This is a genomic window from Actinophytocola sp. (assembly GCF_035942955.1).
Taxonomy (GTDB): domain Bacteria; phylum Actinomycetota; class Actinomycetes; order Mycobacteriales; family Pseudonocardiaceae; genus DASYTH01.
The window spans coordinates 24894-39180 of sequence record NZ_DASZCQ010000191.1; the positions used below are offsets into that span (position 1 = coordinate 24894).

General features: G+C 72.3%; 12 protein-coding genes and 1 pseudogene. 1 reads left to right on the plus strand and 12 read right to left on the minus strand.

The genetic code is table 11. The annotated features are described in order from the left end of the window. Positions 1–19: 19 nt before the first annotated feature. The 6 genes from VGX25_RS18835 to glmS form a co-directional block, all read right to left on the minus strand. Positions 20–724 (minus strand): HAD family hydrolase, encoded by a 705-nt coding sequence (locus tag VGX25_RS18835; protein ID WP_326919129.1) that lies wholly within the window; start codon positions 722–724, stop codon positions 20–22. 514 nt (positions 725–1238) lie between these two features. Continuing rightward, positions 1239–1715: a tRNA (adenosine(37)-N6)-threonylcarbamoyltransferase complex ATPase subunit type 1 TsaE gene (gene tsaE, locus VGX25_RS18840; RefSeq protein ID WP_326919130.1), complete on the minus strand. Its 477-nt coding sequence runs from the start codon at positions 1713–1715 to the stop codon at positions 1239–1241. Next, a complete protein-coding gene (locus tag VGX25_RS18845; RefSeq protein WP_326919131.1) occupies positions 1712–2791 on the minus strand; it encodes an alpha/beta hydrolase in 1080 nt (359 codons plus the stop codon). Before VGX25_RS18845 ends, tsaE begins: the two co-directional genes overlap by 4 nt. Beyond that, a complete protein-coding gene (gene alr / locus VGX25_RS18850) occupies positions 2788–3930 on the minus strand; it encodes an alanine racemase (protein WP_326919132.1) in 1143 nt (380 codons plus the stop codon). The genes VGX25_RS18845 and alr overlap by 4 nt, the downstream gene beginning before the upstream one ends. Before the next feature lie 8 nt (positions 3931–3938). Further along, entirely contained in the window at positions 3939–5393 is a 1455-nt protein-coding gene (locus tag VGX25_RS18855; protein ID WP_326919133.1) for an NAD(P)H-hydrate dehydratase, read from the minus strand. Further along, positions 5393–7264 carry a glutamine--fructose-6-phosphate transaminase (isomerizing) gene (glmS, locus tag VGX25_RS18860; protein ID WP_326919134.1) on the minus strand — a complete coding sequence of 624 codons (1872 nt, stop codon included), beginning with the start codon at positions 7262–7264 and terminating at the stop codon, positions 5393–5395. The genes VGX25_RS18855 and glmS overlap by 1 nt, the downstream gene beginning before the upstream one ends. A 74-nt stretch (positions 7265–7338) precedes the next feature. Here glmS and VGX25_RS18865 point away from each other — a divergent pair, with 74 nt between their 5' ends. Next, entirely contained in the window at positions 7339–8151 is an 813-nt protein-coding gene (locus VGX25_RS18865; protein WP_326919135.1) for an alpha/beta hydrolase, read from the plus strand. Here VGX25_RS18865 and VGX25_RS18870 read toward each other — a convergent pair. The 6 genes and pseudogenes from VGX25_RS18870 to VGX25_RS18895 form a co-directional block, all read right to left on the minus strand. Continuing rightward, complete coding sequence (locus VGX25_RS18870; RefSeq protein ID WP_326919136.1) at positions 8148–10643, minus strand: WXG100 family type VII secretion target; 2496 nt, start codon at positions 10641–10643, stop codon at positions 8148–8150. The two genes, VGX25_RS18865 and VGX25_RS18870, sit on opposite strands and share 4 nt — an antisense overlap. 96 nt (positions 10644–10739) lie before the next feature. Continuing rightward, positions 10740–11750 (minus strand): beta-ketoacyl synthase N-terminal-like domain-containing protein, encoded by a 1011-nt coding sequence (locus VGX25_RS18875; protein ID WP_326919137.1) that lies wholly within the window; start codon positions 11748–11750, stop codon positions 10740–10742. A 91-nt stretch (positions 11751–11841) separates the two neighbouring features. After that, positions 11842–13042, minus strand: a pseudogene (locus tag VGX25_RS18880) (beta-ketoacyl-[acyl-carrier-protein] synthase family protein). An 11-nt stretch (positions 13043–13053) separates the two neighbouring features. Beyond that, positions 13054–13296: an acyl carrier protein gene (locus VGX25_RS18885; RefSeq protein ID WP_326919142.1), complete on the minus strand. Its 243-nt coding sequence runs from the start codon at positions 13294–13296 to the stop codon at positions 13054–13056. Positions 13297–13312: 16 nt separating this feature from the next. Next, positions 13313–13795 carry a hypothetical protein gene (locus VGX25_RS18890; RefSeq protein WP_326919138.1) on the minus strand — a complete coding sequence of 161 codons (483 nt, stop codon included), beginning with the start codon at positions 13793–13795 and terminating at the stop codon, positions 13313–13315. Beyond that, entirely contained in the window at positions 13792–14133 is a 342-nt protein-coding gene (locus VGX25_RS18895; protein WP_326919139.1) for a hypothetical protein, read from the minus strand. The genes VGX25_RS18890 and VGX25_RS18895 overlap by 4 nt, the downstream gene beginning before the upstream one ends. Between the last annotated feature and the right edge of the window lie 154 nt (positions 14134–14287).

Below are 14287 nucleotides of genomic sequence, written 5' to 3' on the forward strand. Positions count from 1 at the left end.
TCACCACCGAGTAAGGCCCTCACCCCCTCAGCCAGGCATCGAGAATCGCCGGCAGCTCGGACAGCCGCCGCACCACCGCATCCGGCTCCACATCGACCGGAACCTGCTGGTAGGCCGGTATCGCGCTGTTCGGAATGAGCACCGCCCGCATCCCCACCGCCTTGGCCCCACTCACGTCGTCGTACATGCGGTCCCCCACGTACACGCAGTCGGCCGGATCATCGATCCCCACCGCGGCCATGGCGGCGAGGAACGCCTCCCGATGCGGCTTCGTGTACTCCAAGTCACTGCTCCACACCCGCGCGTCGAACAGGTGCAGCACCCCGTCCCGCTCCAGCACCTCCTCGTGCCAGGCCGCCGGCCACCCCGTCGACGACAGCACGCCCGTCCGCAACCCCCTGCCCCGCAAGAGGTTCATCAACGGCGCAACCTCGGGATCGGTCAACGTCGCATGCTCCCACGCCGCCCGGTACACCTCGAACGCCCGCTCATCCACCGGCACTCCCGCCGCCCCCAACACCTGCGCAATGGTGAACGCGCGGTGCTCGTCCCGCACCCGCACCCACGCCGCCTCCTCGGCCGCCACAATCGCCGCCGTCGCCTCCATCGCCCGCCGCGGATCCCCCGGATACACCACATCCATGTACGCTCGCCACGCCGCCACATGATCGACAATCCGCCACGGCGTCAGCGTCCCGCCCCAATCAAAGATCACAGCCCGCATCCCGCCACCCTACGTCCCCGCCCACTCTCCCTGTCACCCCATTCCCCAACACCACACCTGTCCACAACCTTGCCACGGAACACCAACACCAGCCCCACCAACCCAACCACCCCGGCGTTCCGACGCAGCCGGGAACGGCCGAAGGCCACGCAACGCCAAGACGAGCACGCCAAAGGCGACCGCGCGTTCCGAACCCCACCGGGGAACGGCCGAAAGCCACGCAACACCGAACCCAACCCCACCAACAGAACCACCCCGGCAATCCGAACGGAACCGGGGAACGACCGGCAGCCGGGAACCCGGCCCCAACCCGCCAACAGAACCACCCGGCGATTCGAACTCAAACGGGAACGGCCGAAAGCCACGCAACGCCGAATCCAGCCCCACCAACAGAACCACCCCGTCGTTCCCGCACGGAACCGGAACGGCCGGCAGCCGGGCCCCCCAACCCGCCAACAGAACCACCCGGCGATTCGAACTCGAACCGGGAACGGCCGAAAGCCCCCACAGCCCCCTACAACGCAACCAACCAGTCCCGGCTCTCCCATGCCCCATGCGGAATCACCGTAGCCAGCCGCACCTCATCCTCTACCGGCTCCAACCGGATGAGCAGGTGATCCTCGGACAGCCGCTCCGCCATTCCCTCCCCCCATTCGACCACCAGCACGGCATCCACAAGCTCGGTATCGAGATCGAGATCGTCAAGCTCATCCAGCGCGCCCAACCGGTAGGCGTCCACATGAACCAGTGGAATACCCCGCCCACCCGGAGCCGGCCGGTGCTCCCTGGCGATGATGAACGTCGGCGAGCTTACCCGCCCGAGAACCCCCAACCCGGCCGCAATCCCCTTGGCCAGCACCGTTTTCCCGGCACCGAGCGGCCCGGCGAGCAGCACCAGATCACCTGGAGCCAGTGAACCACCCAGGCGGCGCCCGAACTCGAAGGTGTCGCTCGCCTCGGGCAACCGTACCGTAGCCACCTCGCCGATCATGCTCGCCGCCACCACTTTCGGCGGGCCGCGAAGGCGCACTGCTGCAAGAGAAGCACGATGTGGTCGGTGACCAGGTCGGGCTGCTCGAGCATGACCATGTGACCGGCGCCGCGGGCCCGCACAAGCTCGGCGTCGGGTAGCTCGGAGGCGATCCGCTCGGCGTGCGCGAACGGGGTGAACAGGTCGTGGTCGCCGCTGATCACGACCACGTGCGCGTGCCGGAGGCCGGCGAGCGCGGCGTAGCGGTCGTGGGTGGTGAAGGTGTCGGCGAAGTCGGTGAGCACCGCGACCGGAGTGACGTCGAGCATCTCGACCATGAAGTCGACCAGCGACGGGCTGACGCTGCGCGGTCCGAACGCCAGCGACCGGGTGGCCCGCCGGGTGATCCCGCCGCCGGCCGCGCGGATCAGCTCGACCATGCCGGGCCGCCACCCGGCGAGCCGCCCGACGCCGCGGGTCAGCGGGTTGTACCTGGACAGCAGCGGCCGGGGCAGCCCGCGCTTGCCGAGCTCGCCGGCCGAGGTGGAGATCAGCACCACGCCGCACACCCGGGACGCGAACAACGACGGATCGTGCTCGGCCAGCGCCATGATCGTCATACCGCCCATCGAATGTCCGATGAGGACGATCGGGCCGGACGGCACCACCGCGCGCAGCACCCCGGACAGGTCCCTGGCCAGCTGGTCGATCGTGCACCCGGCCGGCGCGCCGCGGCTGGAAAGCCCGTGGCAGCGCAGGTCGAACAGCACCTGGCGGACGCGTGGCTCGGTCAGCCGGGCCAGATCCCGGCGCTGGAAGTGCCAGCACCTGCGGCTCAACGCGAACCCGTGCACGTACACCACGGTCAGCTCCGGCTTGCCGCCGTCGGCCGGGTCTATCTCCTCGACCGAGATCGTCACGCCGTCGTCGGTGGTCACGGTGCCGACCCGGTCGGGCTCGAGCCGGCCGAGCCGCTCGTCGAGCGGAGCATCCCTGGCACCGCGCCGTCTCGCCGCCGTGATGGCGATGGCGGCGCCGGTCGCCGCGACACCGACCGCACCACCGATCAGGGTGGCCACCCGATGCGACGGCTTCACCGCGCCCCCAGGTAGATCCGGCTGATCCGCGGCCGGCACATGCCCGTGACGATCTCGTAGTCGATCGTGCCCAGGTTGCTCGCCCACTCGGTTGCCGTCGGCTCACCGTCCACACCGGACCCGAACAGCGTCACGATGTCGCCCTCGGCAACGGGATCTTCACCGCAGTCGACCACAACCTGGTCCATGCACACCCGGCCGACCACCGGCCGGCGCCGCCCGGCCAGCCACACCTCCAGCCGGCCGGACAAGCCGCGGGGGATCCCGTCGGCGTACCCCGCCGGCACCAGCGCGAGCCGGGTGTCCCGCTCCGCCGTCCAGGTGTGTCCATAGGAGACGGACTCGCCGGCCGCGATCCGCTTGGTCAGCGCCACCGACGACCGGAACGTCATGGCCGGTCGCAAATCTTCCTTGTCCGGCAACGGGTTCAGCCCGTACATCGCGATCCCGACGCGGACCAGGTCGTGGTGCAGGTCCGGCCGGTTGAGCGTGGCCGCGGAGTTGGCCAGGTGCCGCATCGGCTCCAGTCCGGCCGCGCGGACCACCCGGTAGGCGTCGTCGAACCGCTTGGCCTGCTCGTCGATCGACGGATGGCCCGGCTCGTCGGCACATGCCAGGTGCGACCAGATCCCCACCACCTCAACGAATTCCTCGGCCGCTGCGGCGTCCACCAAGGCCGGCCACAGGTCGGCGGGGCACCCATTGCGACCCAGCCCGGTGTCGATCTTGAGATGGACCCTGGCCGGGCGCCCGGCGCGCCGCGCGCCGTCGACGATCGCGTCGAGCTCGCGGCGGCTCGAGGCGGCCACGTCGATGTCCGTGGCGATCCCCGGCCGGAAGTCCGTGTCGGCGGTGTTCAGCCAGCACAGCATCGGCGCCGTGATCCCGGCCGCGCGCAGCGCCAGCGCCTCGTCGAGCGCGGCGAGCCCCAACCAGGTGGCACCGGCGTCCAGCGCGGCCTTCGCCACCGGCAGGGCGCCGTGCCCGTACGCGTCCGCCTTCACCACGGCCATGGTGGCCGCGCCCGAGGACGCCGCCCGGCCGGCGAGCAGCGCGACGTTGTGCCGGATGGCGTCGAGGTCGACGGTCACCTCGGCGCGCGGCAACCGCCGGTCGGACTGGTCAACCTGGTCAGCCATAGTGCCGTTCATGCTGTCACAGCGGCGCGGGCGGCCCGGACGGCGCCCGGGATCGCCTCGAGGATCCGCGACGCCGACGTCGGCACCCCGGACGCCGCGAGCGAGCCGGCCCGCTCGTGCACCCAGGCGGCGCACCCGGCGGCCAGCCACGGGTCGAGACCGGCCGCGAGCAGCGCGCCGAGCAGGCCGGACAGCACGTCACCGGATCCGGCGGTGGCCAGCCAGGCCGAACGGGCCGGGTTCACCAGCACGCGGCCGGTCGGGTCGGCGACGATCGTGCTGTGCCCCTTGAGAAGCACGACGCTGCCCGTCCGCTTGGCCAGCTCGCCGGCCGCGGCCACCCGGTCGGCGCCGAGCGAGATGCCCAACGGCTCGGCGATCCTGGCGAACTCCCGGTCGTGCGGCGTGAGCACCACGGCCGCGTCCGGGTCGCGGGCGTCCCACAGCTCCGGATTCGTTGCCAGCAAGGTGATCCCGTCGGCATCGACACACACCGGAACGCCGTCGCGCAGCACCCCGGCGAGCACCTCGCGGCCCGCCGACCCGGTGCCGAGGCCCGGCCCGGCCACCCAGGCCTGCACCCGGCCGGCGTCCGCCACCGACCCGGTCGCCACCACCTCCGGCCAGCGCGCCCGCACCTCGTCGGCCGCCGACCCGGCGTAGCGCACCATCCCGGACGTGGCCAGCACCGCCGCACCCGCGGTCAGCACGGCCGCGCCCGGGTAGGTGGCGGAGCCGGCCGCCACTCCGGTCACGCCCTGGGTGTACTTGTCGTCCCGCGGTCCCGGCACCGGCCACGCGCGCCCGACGTCGGCCGGGTCCAGCACGATCAGGTCGGGCTCGCCCAGCTCCGGGCCGAGGCCGATGTCGACCAGGTGCACGGTGCCCGACCGGACGATCCCGGCGCCGAGCACGTGCACGGGTTTGAGGCAGCCGAAGGTGACCGTGACATCGGCGCCGACCGCCGGGCCGTCCACGGCGCCGGTGTCCGGATCAACGCCGCTCGGCAGGTCGACGGCCAGGACCGGCGCGGTGATCCGGTCCATCAGCTCGGCCGCCGCCGGCCGCAGCGGGCCCCGGGCCGACAACCCCACGATGCCGTCGATCACCAGGTGCGCGGAGGCCGGAGCGTCCTTTGTGGACACGATACGACCACCCGCCCGGCGCAGCGCCGCAAGTCCCTCGGTGTGAGCCCTTTCCGGGCTGAGCAGCACCGCGGTCACACCGACCGACCTGCGGCGCAGAAATGCTCCCGCCCACAGCGCGTCGCCGCCGTTGTTGCCGCCGCCGACCAGCAGCGTCACCCGCCGCCCGGCCACCCCGCCGGTGCGCTCGGCCAGCAGCCGCGCGGCATGCGTGGCCACCCCGAACGCGGCGATCCGCATCAGCGCGCCGACCGGCGTGCGGGCCATCAGACGCTCCTCGGCCACCTTCACACGGTCGGTGGTCCAGACACCCCGCATTACTCGACAGTAACGGACTTCGCCAGGTTGCGTGGCTTGTCCACGTCGTACCCGCGGGCCCTGGCGATCTCCGCGGCCAGCACCTGCAGCGGGACCGTGGAGACCAGGGGCTGCAGCAGGGTAGGCACGGCCGGCACTTCAATCAGCGAGTCGGCGAACGGCCGCACGGTCTCGTCGCCCTCCTCGGCGATCACGATCGTGCGCGCGCCCCGCGCCTGGATCTCGCTGATGTTGGACACCAGCTTGGCGTGCAGCACCGCCCGGCCCTTCGGCGACGGCATCACCACGACGACCGGCAGCTCCTCCTCGATCAGCGCGATCGGCCCGTGCTTGAGCTCGCCGGCGGCGAACCCCTCGGCGTGCATGTACGCAAGCTCCTTGAGCTTGAGCGCCCCCTCCAGCGCCACCGGATAGCCGACGTGCCGGCCGAGGAACAGCACCGCCTTGGCGTCGGCCAGCGACGCGGCGACCCGGCGCGCGGTCTCCACGGTGCCGAGCACCTGCCGCACCGCCGACGGCATCGCGGCCAGCTCGTTGAACTCCCGCGCCACCTCGTCGGGGTACTTGGTGCCGCGGGCCTGCGCCAGCGCCAGCCCGACCAGGTAGTTGGCCGCGATCTGAGCCAGGAACGTCTTGGTCGACGCCACCCCGATCTCCGGCCCGGCGTGCGTGTACAGCACCGCGTCGGACTCCCGCGGAATCTGCGCGCCGTTGGTGTTGCACACCGCCAGCACGCGGGCCTTCTGCCCACGGGCGTGCCGCACGGCCTCCAGCGTGTCGGCCGTCTCGCCGGACTGGGACACCGCAACCACCAGGGTGTCCCGGTCCAGCACCGGATCCCGGTAGCGGAACTCCGAGGCCAGCTCCACCTCCACCGGCAGCCGGCACCAGTGCTCGATGGCGTACTTGGCCACCATCGCCGAGTGGTACGCCGTGCCGCACGCGACCACGAAGACCTTGTCCACGTCGCGCAGGTCCTGGTCGGTCAGCCGCTGCTCGTCGAGCACGATCCGGCCGTCGACGAAGTGCCCGCGCAGCGTGTTGGCCAGCGCCTCGGGCTGCTCCTCGATCTCCTTGAGCATGAAGTACTCGTGGCCGCCCTTCTCGGCGGCGGACAGGTCCCAGTCGACGGTGAAGGCGCGGACCCGGCTCGGCTCGCCGTGCAGGTCGGTCACCTCGTACCCGTCGCGGGTGATCGTCACGACCTGGTCCTGGCCCAGCTCGACGGCCTCGCGGGTGTGCTCGATGAACGCCGCCACGTCGGAGGCCAGGAACATCTCGCCGGACCCGATGCCCACCACCAGCGGCGAGGAACGGCGCGCGGCCACGATCCGGTCCGGCTCGTCGACATGCGTGACGACCAGGGTGAACGCCCCGTCGAGCCGCCGGCAGACGGCCCGCAGGCTGGCCGGCAGGTCGCCCTCGGTGTCCCCGCCGTCCACGCCGTCGTAGGCGCGCGCGACCAGGTGCGCCACCGTCTCGGTGTCGGTGTCGCTGCTGAACTCGACGCCGGCGCCCTCCAGCTCGCGGCGCAGCGCGGCGAAGTTCTCGATGATCCCGTTGTGCACCACGGCGACCCGGCCGCGGCCGTCGCGATGCGGGTGGGAGTTGCGGTCCACCGGCGGGCCGTGCGTGGCCCAGCGGGTGTGCCCCATGCCGGTGGTCCCGGCGAAGGCCTCCCTGCCGACCTCGTCCAACCGGGCCTCGAGGTTGGCCAGGCGCCCAGCCCTGCGCTCGACGGCGAGCCCGTCCGCGCCGGTCAGCACGGCTACTCCGGCCGAGTCGTAACCCCGGTACTCCAACCGTCTGAGGCCGTCGAGCACCACGTCCAGCGCCGGGCGATGGCCGACGTATCCCACGATTCCACACACAGCGCCGAGCGTATCCAGAACGCCGGCCCGCGCCGGTAGGGCCGTCCTACCCGAGCCCCGATAAGGTCACCCGCATGGCGCGCAAGGCCAAGGAGCTGCTCGGCGAGCTGTCCCGCACGGGCCCTCACCAGGTGTTGCGGGGCGATCTTGCCTTGGTCGGGCTGCCCGGCCCGGTGTTCACCCCGGCCGCCGGGCTGGGGCTGCCCGCGGTGGCGTTCGGGCACGGCTGGCTGCAGCCGCCCGACCGGTACCGGAACCTGTTGCGCCACCTCGCCTCGTGGGGCATCGTCGCCGCCGCTCCGGCCACCCACCGCGGCCCGCTCGCCTCGCACCGGCTGTTCGCCGCCGACCTGCGCACGACGCTCGACGTGTGCGTCGGCGTGCGGCTCGGCGACGGGGAGATCAGCGTGGACCCGGCCCGGCTCGGGCTGGCCGGGCACGGGACCGGCGGTGGCGCCGCGGTGCTGGCGGCCGCCGCGGACGACCGGATCGCCGCGGTGGCCACCCTGGCGGCGTCGCAGACCACGCCGTTCGCCTCGGAGGCGGCCCGCACCTGCCGGATGCCGGGGCTGCACCTGTCCGCCGGCAACGACCTGGTCGCCCCGCCCGTGGCCAACGCGGAGCTGATCGCGAAGGCCTGGGCCGGCCCGGTTCAGCTTCGGGTCCTGCCCAAGGCCAGCCACCTCGGGTTCACCGAAGGCCGGCACTGGAGCCAGATCCTCGTCCACGGCAAGGCTGAGCACGCCACCCAGCGCCTGGCAAGGGCCCTGCTGACCGCGTTCTTCCTCGTGCACCTCGCCGGCAAGGCCGAGTACCGGCCGCTGCTGGACACCGACGTCAAGGGCGCGCACCTCGACGAGCTGCGCGCCCCCGCCGAAGCGTCCTAGCTCTTCTTCGTCGGTCGGGCCGCCCGCTGGGCCGGGTCCTCGCCGACGACCCCGCTGAAGTGCGCGGCCGGGTCGTCGTCGTCGAACAGCTGGCCCGTCGTGCGCCACTTGCTCCCGCCGCGGGTCTGGTCGCCGCCGCCCTGGCCGGCGGCGGCACCCATGGCGCCCATCGGCATGCCCATGCCACCGCGACCGCCGCCGCCGTCGCCCCCGCCACCCGATCCGCCGCCACTGGCCACGGCCGCGGCCCGCTGCTCGCCGGCGGGCGCCTGGGCGCCGGTGGCCACGCCGCCCTCCAGCGAACCGCCGCCGGACCCGCCGCTCGGGACGCCGCCACCACCACCGCCGAAGCCGCCGCCACCGCCGACACCACCGCCGCCGAAGCTGCTGGCGCTGCTCGCGGGGATGTCGATGCGGGGGAGGTCGCCGAGGCGGCCGGACGGCGTGAACGACCCGAGCCCCGAGCCGCCCGGGGTCGGGGTGTTGAAGTCGACGGTGTAGGTCTTCGGCTCGCCGGTGCCGTCGTCGACCGTCAGCTTGATCTTGTCCGGCTCGCCGGGCACCCGCTCGGCGGTGATCGTGGTGTCGCCGTCCTTGATCACGACCTTGCCGTCCTCGCCGGCCTTCACCAACTCGCCCTCGATGCCCTCGGGCAGCTCGGGCGTGCCGCCGCCGAACAGCTTCTGCGCGTCGCCGAAGTCCATCGTGAACGTCTTCGGGTGGCCCTTGCCGTCGTCGATAGTGATCTTGCTGCGGCCGTGGGCGTCCGGCTCGCTGACCGTGATGGTCCGGTTGCCGTCCTGGATGCTGACCGTCTTCGGCTCACCGCCGGGGCCGGGCAGTCCGGGCACACCCGAACCGAGGCCACCGCCGCCGAGGCCGCCACCGCCCGCGCCGGGGATCGGCACCGGCGGAACCCCGCCGCCACCGCCGCCGGGCCGGCTCGGGTCCGGAATCCCGGGAACCCCACCGGGAGTCTGGCCACCGGCGAACGACGGGTCGGTGCCACCGGGCCCGGACAGCGACGGGTTGGTCCCCGAGCCGGTGCCCGGAATCGGAACGCTGGGCACGGACGGGGTTGGCACCGACGGGACCGAGGGGACGCCCGACGGGCCGGTCCCGTTGCCGCCGCCCATGCCACCACCGCCGGTGCCCGCGCCACCACCGCCCGCTGGCGGGGTCGGGACGGCCGGAGGAACGGGCGGCGGAGTGTAGCCGCCGCCACCACCGGTGCCCGCGCCGCCGGTGCCGCCGCCACCGCCGCCCGGCACCCCGGGCACCTGGGTCCCGCCGTAGCCCCCGCCGCCGGGGACGCTTGCGCCGGGTTGGGTGATGCCGGTGCCGGAGCCGGCCTGGGCGAACTCGCTCTGGTACGGCTTGAAGAAGTCGTTGACCGTCTGCCAGGCCCCGTCGACGGCCTCGACGGTGTCGTCGCAGATCTTCTTGAACTGCAACATCATGCCCATCCGCGAGCTGTCACCCCAGAACTCGACGTTGAACGACTCGCGGATCCACTTCTTGCACTGCTCGATGGTGTACTGCTTGTTGCCGTCGTTGAGACCGCAGTTGTCGGTGCGGATCCGCTCCTCGAGGTTCGACCCGCACACCGAGTCCACCCAGGCGGCGACCGGCAGGATCTCGTCCTGGTCGGAGAACTCGCCACGGGCCAGCTTCATCACCTTGTCGGCGATGTCCGGGGTGGCCGAGCCGACGGTCTGCCGGTACAGCCGCATCACCTGCTCGGCCTTCGACTTGCACGCCTGGAACACCGTGTCGACCGCGGCCTGGATCACCTGCGGCCCGCGCTCCAGATACGGCAGCAGCTCGTTGACGTTCGGGTCGATCTGCCGCGTGTAGTGCTCGTAGGAGGCGTTGGCCGCCGGGCCGGACCACTTCTGGTACAGCGAGTTGAGCTGTGACTCCGTGGTGGACTTCAGCTCGCTGAGCGAGTTGTGCGCGCCGGCCAGCCGCGCCGCCTCGGCCATCATCTTCCGGAAGTTGATCCCGCGCTGCTCGTCGAACCGGGTCACGATGTCCCGGTTGAAGTCGGCGGGACCGTTGACCCCGCGCGAGTCCCCGGGCACCTTCGCGTCGATCGGAATGAACGCCTCGAACACGGCCAGCGCCGGCCGGGCCAGGTCGAACAGCTCGTCGGAGGTCGCCACCCCGCCGCCGTCGGCGTTCGGCGCCTGGACCGAGCCAAGCTGCCCCTGGTTTTCCTGGATCTGCTGCTCCACCTGGCGGTCGTGGTACCCGCGCTGCTGTGTCTCGCGCTCCGCGGCCGAGTAGATGTCGTCGGTCGAGTCGCCGTCCCAGATGACGTCGAAGGCGTCGTCGTCATCGCCCAGCTTGTACCTGTCGTAGTACGCCCTGGCCTCGTCGGGGATGTTGTAGTTCTCCATCATGTACGCCGTGAGCAGCCGCTCTTTCGTGTCCGCGGACACGTACGGATCGTCAAGCATCCGCTTGACCTCGGGCCACGACTTGCTCATGTCATCCCCTTGTCAGCAGTTCGACAGTGCACAGGTTGGCCCTACGACGCGGGTAGGCGCGGTTCCGTGCCGTCGCAATTGCACAGAAGAATGTACTCATCCGAACGCCTCCGCACCGGGCAAACGCAACAAGGCGCAGCCGACCATTCCGTCGCGGTCGGCGCAGGGTACCGCCGCCCATTGCGCCCGCGATGCGGGAAGGCTCAGCAGCGCGGCGACCTGGAACATGCCGGCGACCGCCCCGGCGTCACCGAGCAGCGCGGCGGGCTCGACGACGCTGGTCACGTTCCGGCCGAGCACCTCGTCCACGGCGGACAGCTCCACGTTCCGCAGGGCCGGTTCGGCCGAGGACAGCGCCACCGCCAGGGTCGGGCCGGGCCGCACGCCGGCGGTCCGCAACGCGTCGCGCAGGCACTCGGCGAGGGCGCGCTCCGGTGCGTCGAACGCCAGCCGGGTGTGCACCGCCGCCACCTCGGCCAGGCCGGCCGACGCGGTGCCGGCGGGCTCGAGGAACAGCACAGCGCAGCCCTCGCCGACCGGGACGTCGGCTCCGCCGCGCAGGTGCCGCTCGACCAGCTCACGCTGCTCGCTGTGCTCCTCGACCGCGCCGCAGACGATCCCGGTCGCCCGCCCGGCCGCGAGCAACCGCAGCGCGTACCGCAGGGCGACCAGCCCGGACATTCGTCCATTTGCGATTGTCGAGTTAGGACCCGTAAGCCGGTGCCAGATCGCGCACTGCGCCGCCGCGCTGTTCATCAGCGCGTACGGCATCACGGCCGGGTTGACGAAGTAGGGCTTGCGCCGCACCAGGGACTCGCTGGTGAACTCGAACTGGGTCCGGGTGCTCCCGCTCGTGGTGCCCAGCACGACCCCGGTCGTCGCGTCGGTCGGCACCGGCCCGTCGTCCTTGAGCAGCCGGCCGACCGTGGCCACGGCCAGCGCGCTCGAGCGGTCCATCGAGCCGGTGCCCTTGGCGCCGAGATGATCGGCGATGACGAAGTCCGGCACCAGGTTCCGCGTCCGCCCGGCCCGCAGCCCGTCGGCGAAGGCCGCACGGCCGTACCCGAACGGGGAGACGGCCGACCAGGCCGTGATGACCGCGGTCAAGCCATCACCTCGCAAGCTCGGTGATGGTGGACCCCGTCGCCTCGTTCCTCGGGGTCGGGGCTGCATCCACGGTTCGCTCCGCAAGCTCCGCTCACCGGTCGGCCCGCCCGAACAGCACCACCGCGTTGTTGCCGCCGAAGGCCAGCGCGTTGTTCTGCACCACGCGCAGATTCGCCGGCACGGCCTCGTTGGGCACGCAGTCCACCGCGCACTCCGGATCGGTCCGGCGATGGTTGATCGTCGGCGGGATGAACCCGTGGGTCAGCGCGAGCGCGCAGCCTGCCGCGGCCAGCGCGCTGGCCGCGCCCATCGTGTGACCCAGCATGGATTTCATCGACACCGTGCGCGGCGGTCGGTCGCCGAACACCTCCCGGATGGCGCCGCACTCGGTGCGGTCGTTGGCCTTCGTCCCGGTGCCGTGCGCCGAGATTAGATCCACATCGGACGGACGAACCCCGGCACTGTCCAGCGCGATCCGCATGCAGCGGGCGACGCTGCCCCGATCGGGCGCCACCTGGTGGTAGGCGTCGCAGTTGAGGCCGTAGCCGAGCACCTCGGCGTAGCCGCGCGCACCGCGCGACCGCGCCGACTCAAGCGGCTCGAGCAGCAGCACCGCCGCGCCCTCGCCGGTCAGGATGCCGTGCCGGTCGGCGTCGAACGGCCGGCACGCCTGCGGGTCCACCGCGCCGAGCCGGTAGAAGCCGGTGAACGTCATCCGGCACATCGCGTCGGCGCCGCCGCACAGCGCGAAGTCCGCCGCACCGGAGGCCACCGCGTCGAAACCGTTGCCGATCGCGTAGTTCCCGGCCGCGCAGGCGGTCGCGATCGTAGACACGTCCACATCGGACAACCCGAGCTCACGCGCCACCGCGGTGGACAGTGCGCCCGCCGGCAACCGCCGCGCCAGTACCGGATCCACCGCGTCCGGCCCGGACCGCACCAGCGTCTCGGCGATGCGCTCGCCACTGTCCGAGCCGCCGTCCGTGGTCCCGATGCTGATCGTGCCGCGGCCCGCGGCCAGCACGTCCGGGTCGAGCCCGCCGTCGGCCACCGCCATCCGCGCCGCCGCCACCGAGAACTGGGCGGCCCGGCCGAGCTCGTCGACCGGCACCCGCCGGATCCAGTCCCGCGGCTCGAACCCGACGACCTCGCATCCGTTGGCGTGCGCGAAACCCTCGGTGTCGAACCGGCCGATCGGACGGGCGCCGCTGCGGCCGGCGCGCCAGCCCCGCGGTGAACTCCTCGACTCCGATCCCGATGCTCGAGACGATCCCGAGTCCGGTGATCGCCACCCGCCGCGCGGTCACCTGCCCAGCGCGGCGCCGAGCACGTCGTAGACGCCGTTGAGGTCGACCAGCCGGTCGAACTCGGACTCGTCGACCTCGACGTCGAACTCGATCTCGAGGTTGGCCAGCAGCTCGAGCAGCTTCATCGAGTCGGCGCCGAGATCCTCGATGAACAGGGCCGTGTCGCTCAGCCGGCCGTCGTCGACCTCGAGCACCCGGCACACGATCGACCTGATCTCGCCGGCCCGCTCGGCGACCATCGGTGTCACGGCTTCCTCATTCCTTGAGCCAGGAGGACGTGTGGGAGAAGTCGTCGTCGTCCGCCTCGTCCGGCGCCCGCCGGCGCGCGCTCGGCGCGGGGACCTCCCGGCGCGGCGGCGCCGCCGGCTTGTCGTCCTCCTCGGCAAGCACCCCGATCGTGTCCGGCTCCTGATCGGCCGGGATGGCCCCGGGCACGCTGAACCCGGCGTACTCCCGCTCCGCCGACTCGTCGTCCTCCGGCTCGAAGCCGAACACCTGCTCCTTGTCGGCCAGGGTCTTCTGCGTCACCCACCCGCCGGCGCCGCGCTGCCGGCGGGCCAGCTCGCCGAGATGCTCGGCCACCTTCTCGGCGACCGGCCCCATCTTGGCCATGGACTCGCCGGCCGCCGCCCGCGCCGCCGCGGCGCTGCGGTCGCGCAGCTCGCGGCGGGCGTTGAGCTCCGTGGTGATCTGCGACAGCCGGGAGATCGCCGCCGTCGCCCGGTCCGCGGTGCTCATCGCCCGGACTGGTTGACGGTCTGAGCGTTGCGCGAATCGGTGGCCGCATAGTCCGCGCCCGCGCCGCTGATCTGGCTCGCGAAGCCCATCAGGTTGGCGCACATGGCATCCGCGCCGGCGCCCAGCTCGTCGATGGCCTTGGCGAAGTCGGCGTGCCACTGGACGTGCTTGGTGCCGAACTCCCGGTCGGTCATCTTGGTCGGCTTGAGCTCCCTGACGTCCTCCTGCGAGTCCTCGGCCGCGTCATGAATCGTGCGGGCGGCAGAGGACATCCCGTCGGTCGAGGTCCGGTACCCCGACGGCGGCGCGACGCCCGGACCGGGTGGCGGCGTGTTCACGGTGACCCCTTTCGCAAAGCCAGCGACATCTCGGGTGGGTAGACGCACACCGGCGGCTATCGGTTCAGCGCATCCAAATTCGACCCGACAGGTCGTCGTCGTCCTCGGCCGGCGCCGGCCGCGGCTCGTCCCGCCGGGCCGCCGGAGGCGTGAC

Coding starts and splice junctions, on each gene's coding strand:
- VGX25_RS18890 (WP_326919138.1), bottom strand. CDS start 13,795: ATGAGCACCGCGGACCGGGCGACGGCGGCGATCTCCCGGCTGTCGCAG.
- VGX25_RS18885 (WP_326919142.1), bottom strand. CDS start 13,296: ATGGTCGCCGAGCGGGCCGGCGAGATCAGGTCGATCGTGTGCCGGGTG.
- VGX25_RS18835 (WP_326919129.1), bottom strand. CDS start 724: ATGCGGGCTGTGATCTTTGATTGGGGCGGGACGCTGACGCCGTGGCGG.
- VGX25_RS18870 (WP_326919136.1), bottom strand. CDS start 10,643: ATGAGCAAGTCGTGGCCCGAGGTCAAGCGGATGCTTGACGATCCGTAC.
- alr (WP_326919132.1), bottom strand. CDS start 3,930: ATGGCTGACCAGGTTGACCAGTCCGACCGGCGGTTGCCGCGCGCCGAG.
- VGX25_RS18855 (WP_326919133.1), bottom strand. CDS start 5,393: ATGCGGGGTGTCTGGACCACCGACCGTGTGAAGGTGGCCGAGGAGCGT.
- VGX25_RS18865 (WP_326919135.1), top strand. CDS start 7,339: ATGGCGCGCAAGGCCAAGGAGCTGCTCGGCGAGCTGTCCCGCACGGGC.
- tsaE (WP_326919130.1), bottom strand. CDS start 1,715: ATGATCGGCGAGGTGGCTACGGTACGGTTGCCCGAGGCGAGCGACACC.